Annotated in this window: 1 protein-coding gene; it reads left to right on the top strand. The window is 63.9% G+C overall.

Going from position 1 to position 18354, the window contains the following annotated elements; genetic code table 11:
- Positions 1-539 precede the first annotated feature (539 nt).
- Positions 540-18314 (top strand): non-ribosomal peptide synthetase, encoded by a 17775-nt coding sequence (locus tag SERRSCBI_RS21180; protein ID WP_049866712.1) that lies wholly within the window; start codon positions 540-542, stop codon positions 18312-18314.
- Positions 18315-18354: the final 40 nt, after the last annotated feature.

The following is an 18354-nucleotide window of genomic DNA, read 5'->3' as shown; positions in this document are numbered from 1 at the left end:
CACGAAAAAACGCAAAATTTTTTCAGCATAATTTTTCCCATTGTTATAACAAAAAGCGATAGAGCCGCTGCCGATAAAACCGGGCATAAATTTCGATGACAATGAATTAATTAAATTATTAATTATTGCTTTTCAAACAATAAAGTATAACTTATTGATATGGAGAGGCTCTTATCGTAAGAATTGCTGCATATTAACATCGATGAATAATACAAAAAATATTAATTATTCTCTAATCATCTCAGGTTAATACAAGTTCAATACCCTCGTCATCCCTGAGTAATATCGGGGAAATAAAATGGTCATTTATTCCCTTTCGCACGTTTCGCCAAAAAAAATATCCTCTCCTATACTTCACAGCTCAGCAAATTGAGGCACAGGGGGGACCTCTGGATTAGCCATTTTATCCTTTCTTAGTTGGGGGAGACCCAGCTTTTCTACGGTTTTTTTATTCTGACTTGAACTGTCGGGCGGCCAGGTTTTGCCTAAATCCGGACGGTCCCTTTCATTAACGTAATGAAAACGTGCTAGAGAATATTATGAACAAACAAACTGATGTGAAGAGTGGGGAATTCCGTGCAGGGTCTCAGGCCGCAACGGAGAAAGTTGAGCTGCATGAAATTACCACCGCTCAGCGCGAGCTTTGGCTGAGCGCCAGCATGTCTGAAGGCTTGCCGTTCAATATGTGGGGATACGGCACAATACAAGGGCCGTTGCAGATAGCCCTGCTGCGCCAGGCGATAGACGCGATCATTGAAGAAACGCCGGCGATGCAGGCCCATTTCACCGAACAAGACGGCGAGCTTTATCAATACCGTGCGGTGCGCAGTCATGATCCGCTTTCCGTGCATGACTTCAGCAGCCAGGAATACCCTGAGCTGGCGGCGCAGCGCTGGATGCGGCAAGATGCCGATCGTGTGATCTCCGCGCTGGATCAGGACCTGTTCGGTTTTGCCTTACTGACGTTGGCACCGGGCAACTATATCCTCTACCGACGTTTTCACCATATGTTGGTGGATGGCCGCAGCGCCGAAGAGTTCATGCGTCGTATCGCGCTGTATTACAACGCATTAGCTGAGAAAAAAAACATTCCTGAATTCAGCAATTGCAGTTTTACCCGGCTTTATGAACACGACTTGCAGTACCGCGATTCTTCCCGCTTCACTACCGATAAACAGTTCTGGCAGGGTTATACGCTCGCCGCGCCTCATAGCCTGACGCGTCAGGAGAAACTCGTCCCTTATTCGTCCATGCAAATCAGCAGTCACACATTAAAAATAAATGAGATAGCGGCGATTGATCGGGGGGCGGAAAAAGCCGGCGTGCATCGCGCTCATATATTGGCGACGGCCGTCGCGTTATGTTTCCACAGTATTACTGGTCAGACCTTGTTGAATTTCAGCCTGCCGGTGACCGGTACGCGAGAGCGAAACAGTATTGGCATGACCGCGAATGTGGTGCCACTGATTTTAACCATTAACCCTGAAAGTCATCTGGCTGATTTCGCACAACAGGTCGCGGCGGAAATAGCCAAAGTGATTCGCCGGCAATTATATCGTGGTGAAGACATTCGTCGCGATCGCAGCACCATGAGCTCATCCTGGTTTGGCCCCGCCATTAATATCGTTTCCTTTGATCATGGCGATCCGTTTTTGGGATGTAAGACACGCTGGTATTACGGCGGCAACATCGCCGTCAGCGATATGCAAATTCTGTTTTACGAAGATCAGCAGGCGCAGGAGTTGGACGTCATGTTTGCCGATGCGCCGCATGCCCATTCATTAAGCCAGCTTGAGAGTTTACAGCGGCGTTTCCAGTTTATTCTGCGGAGCCTATGTGAGCAGCCTGAGGGCAGCATCGCTCAGGTGATGCAACAGCTTCATGCGCAGCCTGAAACGGACGTCAGCGGCAGTTTCTACGATCTTCGCCGACTGCCGCCGGCAGCCGGCTTCATCCGCTGGGATCGTCCTGCCGCTGAACTGGTGCGCCTCGCGACGTCACTCGACCATCCGTCGGGCGATTGCGCGTTGAAAATCCTGCTGGCCGACCGGGCGCTGGGCGTTGGACGCCTGGAAATGCTGCATGACGCCGGCGATGCGGCGCCCGGTACGCTGCTCAGCGTCGACGATGCGGGCTGGAATATCGCCACGGCGGAAGGGACGGTGCGGATCGGGAGCTGGTTCACCGCCGAGGGCGAGCTGGCGCCGGGGGAAGCGCTGGCGCAGCTGCGCGGCCTGGCGGTGGGCGAGCGGTTGCCATTGCTTGGCCCTTCGCAGGCGAAACGGCTGGAGGAGATGCAGGCGGCCGGCGGGCTCCATGCGGCCTTCTGGCAACCGCGATTGGCGCAGTTTGCCCCGGCGGCGTTCCCGGTAGCCTGGCAGCGCGAAGCCCAGCCGGTATGGCAGGCTACGGCCTGGCAACACGCGGGCAAGATCGAGGTTGACGCGGTGTTGACCGGGCTGGCGTTGTATCTGGGATTGATGGGCGGCGAAAGTGATTTCCAACTTGGCTGGCTGAACGCGACGGACGACGTCATCGGCGAACTGGGCCAGGTCTGGACACTGCCGCTGCAGATCTCGCTGAATCCGATGCAGGGCTTCGCCGAGGCGCAGGCGCAGATGCGACGCGAATGGCAGCAGGCGCGCGCGCGCCGGGCCTACCATCCGGCATTGCTCGGCCTGGACACGCGTTCGCGCGCCTGGTCAACCGTTGTGGCGCTATTGGGTCGCGACACCGCGCCGGGGTTCGACGAAACCCAGGAGGGCGCAGCGGCGGTTAAACGCTCCGGTGCCCGGGCGGTGCTGCAAATCAATGAAAGCAACGGCGCTTTCCGTTGGGTGTACGACAGCGCCGTGGTGGGGGACGAGCAAATGCTGCGTGCCGCGCAGCATCTGCTGTTGCTGCTCCGGCAGGCCGCCGCGGCGCCGAATGCGCCGGTGCGCGGCGAACGTTTACTGAACCAGGCGGAGCGAGAACTATTGCTCAACCAGCTCAACCGCACCCGCCGGGCTTTCCCGCCGGCGTCGAGCGTGTCGGCCCTGTTTGAAGCGCAGGTGCGGCGTACACCAACGGCGCCGGCGCTGTCTCAGGGGGAGATGTCGCTGAGCTATGCGGAATTGAACGCGCGCGCCAACCGGCTGGCGCATTACCTGACGGCACGCGGCGTAGGGCCGGAAAGCCGCGTAGCGGTCTGCGCCGTGCGCAGCCCGGAGATGATCGTCGCACTGCTGGCGATCCTGAAAGCCGGCGGAGCCTATGTGCCGCTGGATCCGGCTTATCCCGCTGAGCGTCTGCACTATATCGTGCAGGACTGCGCGCCGGCGCTGCTGTTGGCGGATAGTATCGGCCGCGCCGCGCTGGGGGCGGTGGCAGCGCCGTTGTTGGCGCTGGAAGACGCACTGCCAGAGCAGGATCACGACCTGCCGCCGCGCGCGCAGCCAGGCAGCCTGGCGTATGTGGTTTACACCTCAGGCTCGACCGGCAAACCGAAAGGGGTAATGGTGGAGCAGGCGCACCTGATCAACCTGATCATGTGGCACTGCGAAGCGACCGGTTTGCAGGCTGGCGAGCGAACGACCAGCATGGCGGGGTTGGGTTTTGACGCCAGTGTTTGGGAAATCTGGCCGACGTTGACGCAGGGGGCGACGCTGCTGCTGCCGCCGGCAGAGGCGGCGGGCAATGGCGAAGCGCTGCTGCAATGGTGGCGCGGCAGCGGTGTGCAGGTCGGGTTTATGGTGACGCCGCTGGCTGAGATCGCACTGATGGGCGAAATGCCAGCCGATCTGCGGATGCTGCTGATCGGCGGCGACAGTATTCGCCGCTGGCCGCTGCAGGCGCCGCCTGGCGTAACCATTGTGAATAACTATGGGCCGACGGAGACGACCGTGGTAGCGACGTCGGGCGAGCCGGCGGTCGGTGCGGCGATGCCGTCAATCGGCCGGCCTATCGCCAACGGCCGGGTGTACTTGCTGGATGAATATGGCCAGCCGGTGCCGCTGGGCGCCGTGGGTGAGCTGTATATCGGCGGCGCGCAGGTGGCGCGCGGCTACCTGAACCTGCCGGCGCTGACGGCGGAGCGTTTCCTGGCCGATCCTTTCGCGCCGGGTGGCCGCATGTACCGCACCGGCGATCTGGCGCGCTATATGCCGGACGGCAGCCTGGAGTATCTGGGCCGCAACGATCTGCAGGTAAAAATTCGCGGCTTCCGCATTGAATGCGGTGAAATCGAATCGCAGCTGGCTATGCATGCCGCCGTGCGCGACGCGGTGGTGGATGCGCTCACTGATGGCGAAGGCGACAAACGTCTGGTGGCCTGGGTCGTGCCGCAGCCGGAAGCGGAACGCGAGGCGCTGGCGCAGACGCTGCGCCGGGCGCTCGCTGCAGCGCTGCCGGATTATATGGTGCCGACGGCCTTTGTGTGGCTGGAGGCGTTGCCACTGTCGCCGAACGGCAAACTGGATCGGCGCGCGCTGCCGGCACCGGATGCCGCCATGCGTGAAAACTATGTCGAGCCGCAGGGGGAAACCGAAACGCTGCTGGCTCAGATCTGGCAGGGGTTGCTGAGCGTTGAACGCGTGGGGCGTCATGACAACTTCTTCGAGTTGGGCGGTCATTCGCTGCTGGCGGTGAAGCTGATGGCGCAGCTGCGCCAGGTCGGGCTGTCGGCGAGCGTTCAGGCGCTGTTCTCCACGCCAACGCTGTCGGCTCTGGCGCAAACGCTGGTGTCGCAGCAGCGGATTAAGGTGCCGGAAAATCGGATTGCGCCGGGTTGCCGCGCAATCACGCCGCAGATGTTGCCGCTGGCCGATCTGACTCAGGCGGAGATCGATCAGATCGTCGACGGCGTGGAGGGCGGCATCGACAACGTACAGGATATCTACGCCCTCTCCCCGTTGCAGGAAGGCATCTTGTTCCACCATATGCTGGCGGAAGAGGGCGATCCCTACCTGTTATCGGCATTGCTGCGTTTCGACAGCCGGGCGCGTTTCGATCGCTGGCTGGCGGCGATGCAGCAGGTGGTGGATCGTCATGACATTTTGCGCACGGCTTTTGTCGGCGCGGGGTTGTCCGAGCCGGTACAGGTTGTCTGGCGTCGGGCGCGTTTAGCGGTGATCGAGCTGGCGCTGGATCCGGCCGAGGGGCCGATCGGCCGTCAGCTGGAAGCGCGTTTCGATCCCCGGCGGATCCGGCAGGATCTGACGCGTGCGCCGCTGCTGTATTACGTTATCGCCGAAGAGAGCGACGGCAGCTGGTACGTCTTGCAGCAGTGGCACCACCTGATTGGCGACCACTCGACGCTGGCGATGATGGGAGAAGAAGTTAACGCCATTCTGGCCGGACGCGGCGATACGCTGGCCTGCGCGCAGCCGTTCCGCAATGCGGTGGCGCAAGCGCGTTTGGGGCTCAGCGAACAGGAACATGAGCGTTTCTTCTGCGGCATGCTGGCGGATATCGACGAACCGGTGCTGCCGTTCGGGCTCGGCAACGTACACGGCGACGGACAGTGCGCCAATACCGGCCGTCTGGCGTTGGCGCCTGCGCTGAATGCTGGCCTGCGTCGACAGGCGAAGCGATTGGGCGTCAGCCTGGCCAGCCTGTGCCATCTGGCCTGGGCGCAGGTGCTGGCGCGCACCAGTGGGCGTGATGCCGTGGTGTTCGGCACGGTGCTGCTGGGCCGCATGGAGTCGGGCGAAGGCGCCGACCGGGCTCTGGGGCTATTCATCAATACGCTGCCGCTGCGGCTGGATATGGACGGGCGCAGCGTTGAGGCGTCGGTGCGGCAGGCGCATGCGCGCCTGAGCGGCTTGCTGGCGCATGAGCACGCCTCGCTGGCGTTGGCGCAGCGCTGCAGCGGCGTGAACAGCGGCGCACCGCTGTTCAGTGCGCTGCTGAACTACCGTCACAACGACGGGGAAGAATTGGCGCTGCCGGAAGGGGTCAGTCTGATCGGCGCGGACGAACGCACCAACTATCCGTTCGTGCTGTCGGTGGACGACGGCATGGACTCGCTGGCGTTGACGGCGCAGGTCATCGAGCCTATCGAAGCCGCGCGGGTGTGCCGCTATATGCAACAGGCATTGACCGCTCTGGTGAATGCGCTGGAACACACGCCAGAAATGCCGGTGCGTGAACTGTCGATTTTGCCGGACGACGAGTACGCTTTGCTGATCAACGGCTGGAACGCAACGGCGCAGCCTTACCCGCAGGATGTCTGCCTGCATGCGTTGTTTGAAGCGCAGGTGCGCCGCACGCCGGACGCCGTGGCGCTGGTCTGCGGCGACGCCGAACTGAGCTACGCCCAACTGAATGCGCAGGCCAATCGCCTGGCGCACGCGCTGATACAGCGCGGCGTCGGGCCGGATTGCCGCGTGGCGGTATGCGCCGAGCGCAGTCTGGCGATGGTGGCGGCATTGTTCGGTATCCTCAAGGCCGGCGGCGCCTATGTACCGCTGGATCCGGCTTATCCGGGCGAACGTCTGCAATATATCCTGCAGGACGCCGATCCGGTGCTGCTGCTGGCGGACGCCGCCGGCCGCGCGGCGCTGGGCGAACACGCGGTGCCGCTACTGGCGCTGGAAGAACCGTTGCCGGACGATCTGAAAGCCGATAACCCGGCGCCGCGCGCGCAGCCCAATCATTTGGCCTACGTGATTTATACCTCCGGCTCGACCGGAAAACCGAAAGGCGCGATGAATGAGCATCGCGGCATCGTTAACCGCCTGATCTGGATGCAGGAGGCTTATGGATTGACGCCGGCGGATACGGTGCTGCAGAAAACGCCGTTCGGCTTCGACGTCTCGGTGTGGGAATTCTTCTGGCCGTTGATGTATGGCGCACGTCTGGCGATGGCGCGCCCGGAAGGCCACAAGGATCCGGAGTACCTGAGCCGCGCCATTGAACAGTATGGCGTGACAACGCTGCACTTTGTGCCGTCGATGCTGCAAAGCTTTCTGCTGTATGGAGGCGCGAGCCGCCGCTGTGGGCAGGTGGCGCGCGTCATGTGCAGCGGCGAGGCGCTGCCCGCCTCGCTGGTGGCGGAGTTCTACCGTCAGATGCCGCATGTCGAGTTGCATAACCTCTATGGTCCGACCGAAGCGGCGGTGGACGTGACCGCATGGCACTGCACCCGCCAACCCGGGCTGGTGTCGGTGCCCATTGGGCGGCCGGTGGCCAATACGCGGATCTATTTGCTTGATGAACAAGGGCAGCCGGTGCCGCTGGGGGCGGTTGGCGAGCTGTATATCGGCGGCATCCAGGTAGCGCGCGGCTATTTCAACCGGCCTGAACTGACGGCGGAGCGCTTCCTGGCCGATCCGTTCGATGCCGGTCACGGCGGCCGCATGTACCGCACCGGCGACGTGGCTCGCTACCTGCCGGACGGCAATATCGAGTATCTGGGCCGCAACGATCAGCAGGTGAAGATCCGCGGTTTCCGTATCGAATGCGGCGAGATAGAGGCGGCGCTGGCCGCGCATCCTCAGGTGCGCGAAGCCGTGGTGGATGCGCGCGGCGGCGACGGCGGTGAAAAACGCCTGATCGCCTGGGTGGTGCCGCAGCAGGGCGCCGAGGAGGCGTCGCTGGCGGAGACGCTGCGTCGGCATCTGGCCGACAAACTGCCGGATTACATGGTACCGGCCGCCTGCGTGCTGCTGGAGAGGCTGCCCCTGTCGCCAAACGGCAAGCTCGATCGCCGCGCATTGCCCGACCCGTCGGGCGAGGCCTATCGTCGTGAAGCTTACGAGGCGCCGCAGGGGGACGTTGAGCAGCGTCTGGCGGTGCTGTGGGAAGAACTGCTGGGCGTGGTTCAGGTTGGCCGCAACGACAGCTTCTTCGCCCTGGGTGGCCATTCGTTGTTGGCGGTGCGTTTGGCTAACCGCCTGCAGCAAAGCGGGTTGCCGCTGTCGCTGCAGGCGCTGTTCGCCAACCCGGTTCTGCAGGCGCTGGCGCGCCAGATCACGCAGGCGGAAAGCCTGCCGCCGATTCTGCCTGCGCCGCGCGATGCGGCCTTACCGCTGTCGTTCGCTCAGCAGCGCCTGTGGTTCCTGACCCAGCTGGACGGCATGAGCGAAATTTACCACATGCCGCTGGCGCTGCGGTTGCGTGGACCGCTGAATCTGGCCGCCTGGCAGAGCAGCCTCGACGCGCTTTATGCGCGCCACGACGCGTTGCGCACTGTTTTCATCAGCCGCGACGGCCAGCCGCAGGCGCTCATTTTGCCGGTCGCCGGTTTGCCGCTGACGATCCACGATCTGCGCGGCGTCGCGGATGCGCAGGCGCGCGCCGCCGCGTTGATGCGGGAAGAGGTCGCGGCGCCCTTCGATCTGGCCGGCGGCCCGCTGCTGCGCACCTGCCTCATCCGGCTGAGCGACGATGAACAGCTGTTCGCGCTGACCTGCCACCACATCATTTCCGATGGCTGGTCGAACGGCATCCTGCTGCGGGAGCTGGGCGCGCTGTACGGCGCGTTGTGTCGCGACGAACCGTCGCCGCTGCCGCCGCTGGCGTTGCAGTACGCGGATTACGCCCACTGGCAGCGGCAATGGCTGCAGCCGGCGCGGTTGTCGAAGCAGGCCGATTATTGGCGCCAGACGCTGGGCGATGCGCCGGCGCTGTTGACGCTGCCGACCGACCGCCCGCGCCCGGCGGTGCAGTCATTCGCCGGGGATCGGGTGGCGATCTCGCTCGATGCCGAGCTGACCGCGGCGCTGAGGCAATTCAGCCTGCGTCAGGGGTGCACGCTGTTCATCACGCTGCTGACGGCGTGGAGCGTCGTGCTGTCCCGCTTGTCGGGGCAGCGCGATCTGGTGATCGGCACGCCGGAGGCCAACCGCCGCCGGCTGGAAACGGAACCGATGATCGGCTTCTTCGTCAGCACCCTGGCGCTGCGCATCGATCTGTCCGACGATCCGGATTTGCCGACGTTGGCGCTGCGCGTGCGCGATACGCTGCTGGCGGCGCGCGATCATGGCGATCTGCCTTTCGAGCAGGTGGTTGAACAGGTGAACCCGCCGCGTCATCGCGGCCATACTCCGCTGTTCCAGGTGATGCTGAGCTGGCAGGACGGTTCGGTGCACGACATCGGCCTGCCGGGGCTGCAGGCGGAAGCGATCGATGCCGGCTATGCCGCGGCGAAATATGACATGACGCTGGATCTGACCGAGATCGGCGAAGAGATCGCCGGTTCGCTGTATTACGCCACGGCGCTGTTCGATCGTGAAACCGCCGAGCGCTACGGGATCTATCTGCGTCAGGTGTTGCAAAGCATCGCGTTGGCGGCGCCGCAGCCGGTTTCGCAGCTTGCGCTGTTGCCGCAGAACGAACGACAGCGGTTGTTGCATGGCTGGAACCGGACACCGGACGAACCGCAGGCGGATCTCTGCCCGCACCATCACTTGGAGCGGCTGGCGCTGCGCACGCCAGAGGCGATCGCCGCGGTGTGCGGAGAAGAACGCCTCAGCTATCGGGCGCTCAATGAACGAGCCAACGCGTTGGCGCAGGTGTTGATCGCGCGCGGCGTCGGGCCCGATCGTCTGGTGGCGCTGTGTGCGGAGCGCGGCACGCCGATGCTGGTCGGATTGCTGGCGATCCTGAAAGCGGGCGGCGCCTATGTGCCGCTCGATCCGGCTTATACCGGCGAACGTTTGGAGTACATTTTACACGATGCCCAGCCGGTGTTGCTGCTGGCCGACGCCGCAGGGCGCTCGGCGCTGAGCGGGGCCGATGTGCCGACGATGGCGCTCGAGGAGGACTGGGGTGCTGAGGCCGCCAATCCGCAGGTTGCGGGGCTGACGGCGGCCAATCTGGCCTATGTGATCTATACCTCCGGATCGACCGGTAAGCCGAAAGGCGTGATGGTGGAACACCGTCAGGTTGAGCGCCTGTTTACCGCGACCGACGCCGGGTTCGGCTTTGACGCCGGGGATGTCTGGTGTCTGTTCCACTCGTTCGCCTTCGATTTCTCGGTATGGGAAATCTGGGGCGCGTGGCGCCACGGCGGCCGGTTGGTGATCGTGCCGCAGGAAACGGCGCGCTCCGCCCCCGCGTTCTATCAGCTGGTTTGTCACCAGGGCGTGACAGTGCTGAATCAGACGCCAAGCGCCTTTAAAGCGTTCATTCAGGCTCAGGACGACACGCCGCATCGGCTGCGCTACATCGTCTTCGGCGGCGAAATGCTGAATCCGGCCGATCTGGCGCCGTGGTATGCCCGTAATCGGCCGGACGCGCCGCGGTTAATCAATATGTACGGCATAACGGAAACGACGGTGCACGTCACCTACCGGGAAATGTCTCCGGCGGACATCACCGGCAGCGGCAGCCCGATCGGCCGCCGCATCCCGGATCTGCGCCTGTATCTGCTTGACGAACACGGTCAGCCGGTGGCGCAGGGCGCAGTGGGTGAGCTGTATGTCGGCGGGCTGGGCGTGGCGCGCGGCTATCTGAATCGGCCGGAGCTGAATGCGCAACGTTTCCTCGACGATCCTTTCGTGGCGGGAGAACGGATGTATCGTGCCGGCGATCTGGCGCGCTATCTGCCGAACGGTGAGCTGGAGTATCTGGGGCGCAACGACCAGCAGGTGAAAATTCGCGGTTTCCGCATTGAGTGCGGTGAGGTGGAGGCGGCGCTGCTGGAGCATCCTGAGGTCCGCAGCGTGACGGTTGACGCCTGGCAGGACAACGGCGGCGACAAACGTTTGGTGGCCTGGGCGGTGCCGGGCGAAGGGGGAGATCGGGAAACGCTGGCGCTGCGGCTGCGCCAGCATCTGGCCGGCCGCCTGCCGGACTATATGGTGCCGACGGCCTTTGTGTGGCTGGACGCGTTGCCGCTGACCACCAACGGCAAACTGGACAAACGCGCGCTGCTGGCGCCTGAGCTGGGGGCCGCCGCGCGCGCCGTTTATGAAGCGCCGGCCAATGAACGAGAACGCCTGCTGGCGTCCATCTGGCGTCAGTTGCTGAATGTTGAACGCGTCGGGCGTCATGATGATTTCTTCGCCCTGGGCGGACATTCGCTGTTGGCGGTACAGTTGGCCAATCGGGTGCAGCAGGCCGGCTGGCGGCTGCCGCTGTCGGCGCTGTTCGCCGCGCCGGTGTTGCAGGCGTTGGCGCAGTGGCTGGAACGGGAGGGGGCGGCGCAGCCGACGGCCATCGTGCCGACCCCACGTCACGACGCATTGCCGTTGTCGTTTGCCCAGCAGCGGCTGTGGTTCCTGAGCCAAATGGGTGGGATCGGCGAGACTTACCATATCCCGCTGGCGTTGCGCCTTGACGGCGACCTGGATGCGCCGGCGTTCCAACGCAGCCTCGACGCGCTGTATGCCCGCCACGAAGCCTTGCGCAGCGTGTTTGTTTGCCAGGATGGGCAACCTCAGGTGCGGATCTTGCCGGAGGCGGCCATGCCGCTGGCACATCACGACTTGCGCGGCGAGCGTCATGCGGAGCAACGTTTGCACGCGTTGGCCGAAACGGCGATGAAAGCGCCGTTCGATCTGGAACGGGGGCCGCTGGTGCGGGCCTGCTTGCTGCAAGTGAGCGAGCGGCGGCATCTGTTCCTTCTGACCTGCCACCATATCGTTTCCGACGGCTGGTCTACCGGGATTCTGATGCGGGAGTTGAGCGTACTGTATGGTGCCTTCCAACGCGGTGAACCGTCTCCGCTGCCGCCGCTGGCGGTGCACTATGTCGATTATGCCGTTTGGCAGCGCCAGTGGCTGACGCAGGAACGGTTGGCCGAGCAGGCGGCGTTCTGGCGCCAGACGCTGGGCGATGTGCCGGCGCTGCTGACGCTGCCGACCGATCGGCCACGTCCGGCGATGCAGTCGTTCGCCGGCGGCGAGGTGCCTCTGGTTATCGACGCGGCGCTCACCGACGCGCTGCGGCGGTTGAGCCGCCAATACGGCGGCACGCTGTTCATGACGGTGCTGGCCGCCTGGAGTTTGGTGTTGTCCCGCATGGCCGGCCAACCGCAGGTGGTGATTGGCACCCCGGAGGCCAACCGCAGCAGGCTGGAAATCGAACCGCTGGCCGGCTTCTTCGTTAGCACGCTGGCGATGCATGTCGATCTGCGCGGTGAGCCGACGCTGAAAATCTTGCTCGAACGCGTGCGCGAGACGGTATTGGCGGCGCGGGAAAACGGCGATTTGCCGTTTGAACAGGTGGTGGAGGTGGTCAATCCGCCGCGCCAGCTGGACGCGACGCCGCTGTTCCAGGTGATGCTGGCCTGGCAGGACGGCTCGGTGCGCGATATCGCATTGCCGGGCCTGCAAACGACGGATGCGGGGCTGAACTATGACGTCGCGAAATTCGACATGACGCTTGAGTTGGCGGAAAGCGGCAGCGGCATTGTCGGCTCGTTGAATTACGCCAGCGCCTTGTTCGATCGCGACACGGCGGCGCGCTACGGCGCGTATCTGCAGCAGGCGCTGCGAGCGATGGCGGCGGATCTTGACCAGCCGGCGGCGCGCGTCGATCTGTTGCCTGCGGCCGAACGCCAGCTGCTGCTGCACGAGTGGAACCGCACCGAACGGGCGTATCCGGCGCAGGCGTGCGTGCATCAGCTGTTCGACGAGCAGGCGCGGCGCACGCCGCAGGCGACGGCGTTGATCGATGGCGAGCAGCTTATCCGCTATGAGCAGTTGGCGGAGCGCGCCAATCGGCTGGCCTGGCGCCTGATTAAGGCGGGCGTGGAGCCCGGCCAGCGGGTGGCGGTCCGGTTTGAGCGCTGCGCCGCCCTGGTGATCGCCCAATTGGCGATCCTAAAAGCCGGCGCGGCCTATGTGCCGGTTGATCCGCTGCTGCCGGCCGGCCGGCAAAACTGGATCATCGCCGACAGCGGCGCGGTGCTGCTGCTGAACGGCGGCGAGGACGACGCGCAGATCGGCGTCGGTGTCGCCCGTCTGCCTCACAGCGACGACGCGGATCTGCCGTCCGGCGCGCCGATATTGGCGAGCGACAGTCTGGATCTGGCCTACATCATGTACACCTCCGGCTCAACCGGTAAGCCGAAAGGCGTGATGGTGCCGCATCAGGGGATCAACCGACTGGTGATCAATAACGGTTATGCGGAGTTCAGCGACTCGGATCGCATCGCTTTCGCCATCAACCCGGCGTTCGATCCGGCGACGATGGAAGTGTGGGGTGCTTTGCTGAACGGTGCCGCGCTGGTGGTGGTGCCGCCGGCGGTCTTGCTGGACGCCTCGGCGTTCGCCGATTTGCTGACGCGCCAGGCGATTACGGTGCTGGTGCTGCCGACCTCGCTGTTCAATCAGCATGCGCACAGCATCCCCGCGACGTTGGCGGGGCTGAAATACTTGATCAGCGGCGGCGAAGCGGCGGATCCTCATGCCTATACCCGGGTGCTGAGGGAGGGCGGCCGGGTGCAGCTGATCAATGGCTACGGCCCGACGGAAGCCACCACTGCCGCCACCTCGGCGCACATTACCGTGGCGGCGGGGCGGCACCGTCTGCCGATTGGTCGGCCGATCGGCAATACGCGGGTGTATCTGCTGGACGAACACCGTCAGCCGGTGCCGCTGGGCGCGATTGGCGAGCTGTATATCGGCGGCGTGGGCGTGGCGCTGGGGTACCTGAATCGCGAAGATCTCACGGCCGAGCGTTTCCTGGCGGATCCGTTCAACGAGGGGGGCCGCATGTATCGCACCGGCGATTTGGCGCGCTATCTGTCGGACGGCAACCTCGATTACTGCGGGCGCAACGATCAGCAGGTGAAGATCCGCGGCTTCCGCATCGAGTGCAGCGAGATTGAAGTCCTGCTGGAAACGCACCCGGCGGTGCGCGAAGCGGTGGTAGACGTGCGTGGCGCGCATCCTGCATTGATCGCCTGGATCGTTCCGCAAGCCGAGGCCGAGGGCCGCGAGCTGACAGACGAGCTGCGGCGGCATTTGGCGGCGCAGCTGCCGGACTACATGGTGCCGGCGGCCTGTCTGATGCTAGCCGACTTGCCGTTGACCCCGAATGGCAAAGTGGATCGCCACGCGCTGCCGGCGCCGCAGGCCGACGACTTTGCGCGCGTGGGTTATGAAGCGCCTCTGGGAGAGACGGAAACCCTGTTGGCGGCGATCTGGGGCGAATTGCTCGGTCTGCCGAATGTCGGCCGACACGACAATTTCTTCGAGCTGGGCGGGCATTCGCTGCTGGCTGTGAAACTGATCGCAGAGCTGCGTCGCTGCGGCCTGACGGCGAACGTGCAGACGCTGTTTACCGCTCCGACGTTGGCCTCGCTGGCGGAGGCGCTGGAGGCGCGCTGCGAAATCGAGATCCCTGAGAACCTGCTGCGGCCGGATAGCGAGCGCATTACGCCTGAGCTGTTGCCACTGGCTTCGCTGGACCAGGTTGAGATCGACAGCATCGTGGCGCGCGTGCCGGGCGGCGTGGCCAACGTGCAGGATATCTATGCGCTGTCGCCGTTGCAGGAGGGGATTCTGTTCCACCACCTGTTGGCGGAGCGGGGCGATCCGTACCTGTTGTCAACGCTGCTGCGCTTTGAGAACCGCGAGCGTCTGGATCGTTGGCGGACTGCGATGCAACAGGTGATCGATCGTCACGATATTCTGCGCACGGCGTTCATCAGTGAGGCGATCCGCGAGCCGGTACAGGTCGTTTGGCGCGCCGCCGCGCTGCCGTGGACTGAGCTGACGCTCGATCCGGCGCAGGGGGCGATTGGCGAGCAACTGCTGGCACGCTTCGATCCGCAGCATGCGCGCCTGGATCTTAGCCGTGCACCGTTGCTGAACGTGGTGGTGGCGCAAGATAGCGATGGCGGCTGGTGGATGCTGCAGCAATGGCACCATCTGGTGGGGGACCATTCCACGGCGGCATTGATCGAGGAAGAGATCGCCGCGATCCTCGCCGGCAAAGGTGCTGAGCTGAGGGCCGCACCACCGTTCCGCAATGCGGTGGCGCAGGCGCGTTTGAGCGTCAGCGCGCAAGAGCATGAAACCTTCTTCCGCACCATGCTGGCGGACATCGAAGAGCCGGTGCTGCCGTTCGGGCTCGGCAACGTGCGCGGCGACGGCAAGGGCGTCACCACGGCGCACCAGCCCATCGACAAGGCACTGAACGAACGTCTGCGGCATCAGGCCAAACGGCTGGGCGTGAGCCTGGCCAGCCTGTGCCATTTGGCCTGGGCGCAGGTCTTGGCCCGCACCAGCGGCGACGACCGCGTGGTGTTCGGCACAGTGCTGCTGGGGCGGATGCAGGCGGGGGAAGGCGCCGAGCGCGCGATGGGGCTGTTTATCAATACGTTGCCGCTGCGCCTCGACATCGGCGATGACGATGTGGCGACGGCGGCGCGCCAGACCCACGCGCGGCTGAGCGGGTTGCTGCATCATGAGCACGCGCCGCTGGCGCTGGCACAGCGCTGCAGCGGCGTGGCGGCGGGGATGCCGCTGTTCAGCGCGTTGCTCAACTATCGCCATAACAACGGCAGCGAGCTGGTGTTGCCGGAAGGTATGACGCTATTGAGCGCGCAGGAGCGCACCAACTATCCGTTCGTCCTGTCGGTGGAAGATGGCGGCGACTCTCTGGGGCTGACGGCGCAGGTCAGCGAACCGGTGCCGGCGGCGAGGATCTGCGGCTATATGCAACAGGCGTTGGCCTCATTGGCGCAGGCGTTGGAAAGTCAGCCGACCCTGCCGGCGAGCGAGCTGGAGATCCTGCCGCCGTCTGAGCGCCGGTTGCTGCTGGAGGAATGGAATCAGACGACGGCGCCTTATCCGGCAGAGCTTTGCGTGCATCAGCTGTTTGAACGCCAGGCGCAGCGTGCGCCGCAGGCTGTCGCGATCGTGCAAGGCGACCGTCGGATCGGCTATGCGGCGTTGAACGCCCAGGCTAATCGGTTGGCGCATGCTCTGATCGCTCACGGCATTCAACCGGGCGAGCGCGTGGCGACGCGTCTGACGCGCAGCATCGATCTGGTGGCGACGCAACTGGCGATCTTCAAAGCCGGCGCGGTGTATGTACCTATCGACCCGCAACTGCCGGCGGCACGTCAGCAGTGGATCCTGGAGGACAGCGACGTGCGCCTTATCGTCGGTGAAGCGATGGATGGGGATACCTTGCCGCTGCTGCGGCCGGAGGTCCCAGGCGGTGACGAGAACGACCCGGCGCTGGCGCTATCGAGCGGTGAGGTGGCGTACATTATGTACACGTCCGGCTCCACAGGGCTGCCGAAAGGCGTGATGACGCCGCACCAGGGCATCACTCGGTTGGTGATCAACAACCGTTATGCGGCGTTCGATGCGACCGAACGGGTGGCTTATGCCGCTAACCCGGCCTTCGACGCCGCGACGATGGAGGTGTGGGCGGCGCTGTTGAACGGCGGCGAACTGGTGGTGATCCCGGCGGAAACCGTGATGGATGCAGCGCGTTTGAGCGCCGCATTGACGCAACATCGCGTGACGACGTTGTTCCTGACGACCGCGTTGTTCAATCAGTATGTGTACAGCATGGGCGCGACGCTGGCTCAGCTGCGCTATCTGATCTGCGGCGGGGAAAAAGAGGAACCGCGCGCCTTCGAACGTCTGCTGCAGGAAGCGGGGCCGGTACAGGTGATCCACGCCTATGGCCCGACGGAGGCGACCACCTTCGCGACGACGGCGACGATCGTCGATGTGCAAGGCGCAACGCGCTTGCCGATTGGCAAACCGATCGGCAACACCTGCGCCTATGTACTGGATGCGCGCGGCCGACCGGCGCCGCTGGGCGTTACCGGCGAACTGTATATCGGCGGTGTCGGCGTGGCGCTGGGGTACCTCAACCGGCCGGAACTGACCGCAGAGCGCTTCCTGAACGATCCGTTCAATCCGGGTGGGCGAATGTATCGCACCGGCGACCTGGTGCGCTATCGGGCGGACGGCAATCTCGAGTATCAGCGACGCAACGATCGTCAGGTGAAAATTCGCGGCTTCCGCATCGAGATGGGAGAGATCGAGGCGCGCCTGGCGGCGCACCCTGCGGTGAACGAAGCGGTGGTCGATGCCCACTGCGTCGGTGTGGATACGCGGTTGATCGCCTGGATCAGCGTGCGTGAGGACGTGGCGAGCGACGGGTTGGCCGGTGAATTGCGCCAGCACCTGGCGGCGCAGCTGCCGGACTATATGCTGCCTGCGGCCTTTGTCTGGCTGGCGGCGATGCCGCTGACGCCAAACGGCAAGATTGACCGGCGGGCTCTGCCGGCGCCGGAGATGGCCGCCGCCGCTGGCGAAGTCTACGAAGCGCCGCGCGGCGATACTGAAACGCTGTTGGCGCAGGTGTGGGCGGAGCTGCTGGGGCTGCCGCAGATTGGCAGGCACGACAACTTCTTCGAACTGGGCGGCCACTCGCTGTTGGCGGTACGCCAGGCGAGTCTGGCGCAGCAGTGGGGAATTGCACTGCAGGTACAGGCGATCTTTGATCACCCGGTGTTGGCGGATCTGGCGGCGCATGTCGAGCAGCGCATGGGCGAAAAACCGCTCAAGGCATTGCCGGCTCGCCGCAGCGGCCAGCGCCTGCCGGTCTTCTTCATGCCGACCGGTTATGGCGATCACTCCTATGTTTATGAGATAGCCAAAGAGATCGATGCGGAGTTCCCGATTTATGCCGTGCCGTGGCCAGCGATGACCGACGCGCCGCCGGCAACGATGGAGACGATGGCGGAGATCGTTGCCGGTGTCATCCGACAGACGCAAGCCAGCGGGCCTTACCACCTGTTCGGTTACTCTTCGGGCGGGATCTTGACCTACATGGTGGCGGAACGGCTGCAGGCGGAGGGGGAAGAGGTGGCGCTGGTGGGCCTGCTCGACACCATGCGGCCGCAGCAGGCGATGCGCGATGCGACGCAGCTGTTCCTCAGTTGGCTGGAGGTGGAACATCCGACGCTGGAGACTGCGCTGTTCGCTCGCCTGCAGTCGCTGTCGGTGGAGGAGGCGCTGGCCGTGCTGCACGGCCAGGGCATCAGCACTTTCCTCGACGATCCGCTGAAGGAAGCCGCGTTATGGCACAAGCGTTATCACTATGCGACCCTGGTCGGCGCCAGCGTCATCCGGCCGCTCGGCCTTAATCTGCACCTGTTTAAAGCGGTGGAGGAGATGCCCGGCTTGCTGAACGACGATCTGGAAGCCTACTGGCAGCGCATCAAGCCGGCGGGTTACAACCGCCGTGACGGCTCGGCACTCGGCTGGGAGGGGCATTTGCCGGCGTCGGCGGTAACGGTTAATTTGGTCGATGGCGATCATGTCACCATGATGTCGGAAGCCGCGAACCGGCGCGGGTTAGGAAAGCGCATCAGCGCCGTGCTGAATGCGCTCATCCGGCACTGACCGCGTTATTTATATGTGAAGCCCTCGCAAGAGGGCTTTT

This window comes from Serratia sp. SCBI (assembly GCF_000747565.1).
GTDB lineage: Bacteria > Pseudomonadota > Gammaproteobacteria > Enterobacterales > Enterobacteriaceae > Serratia > Serratia ureilytica.
Note: the sequence above shows the minus strand (reverse complement) of the source record. Positions and strands in the feature narration are given on the sequence as shown.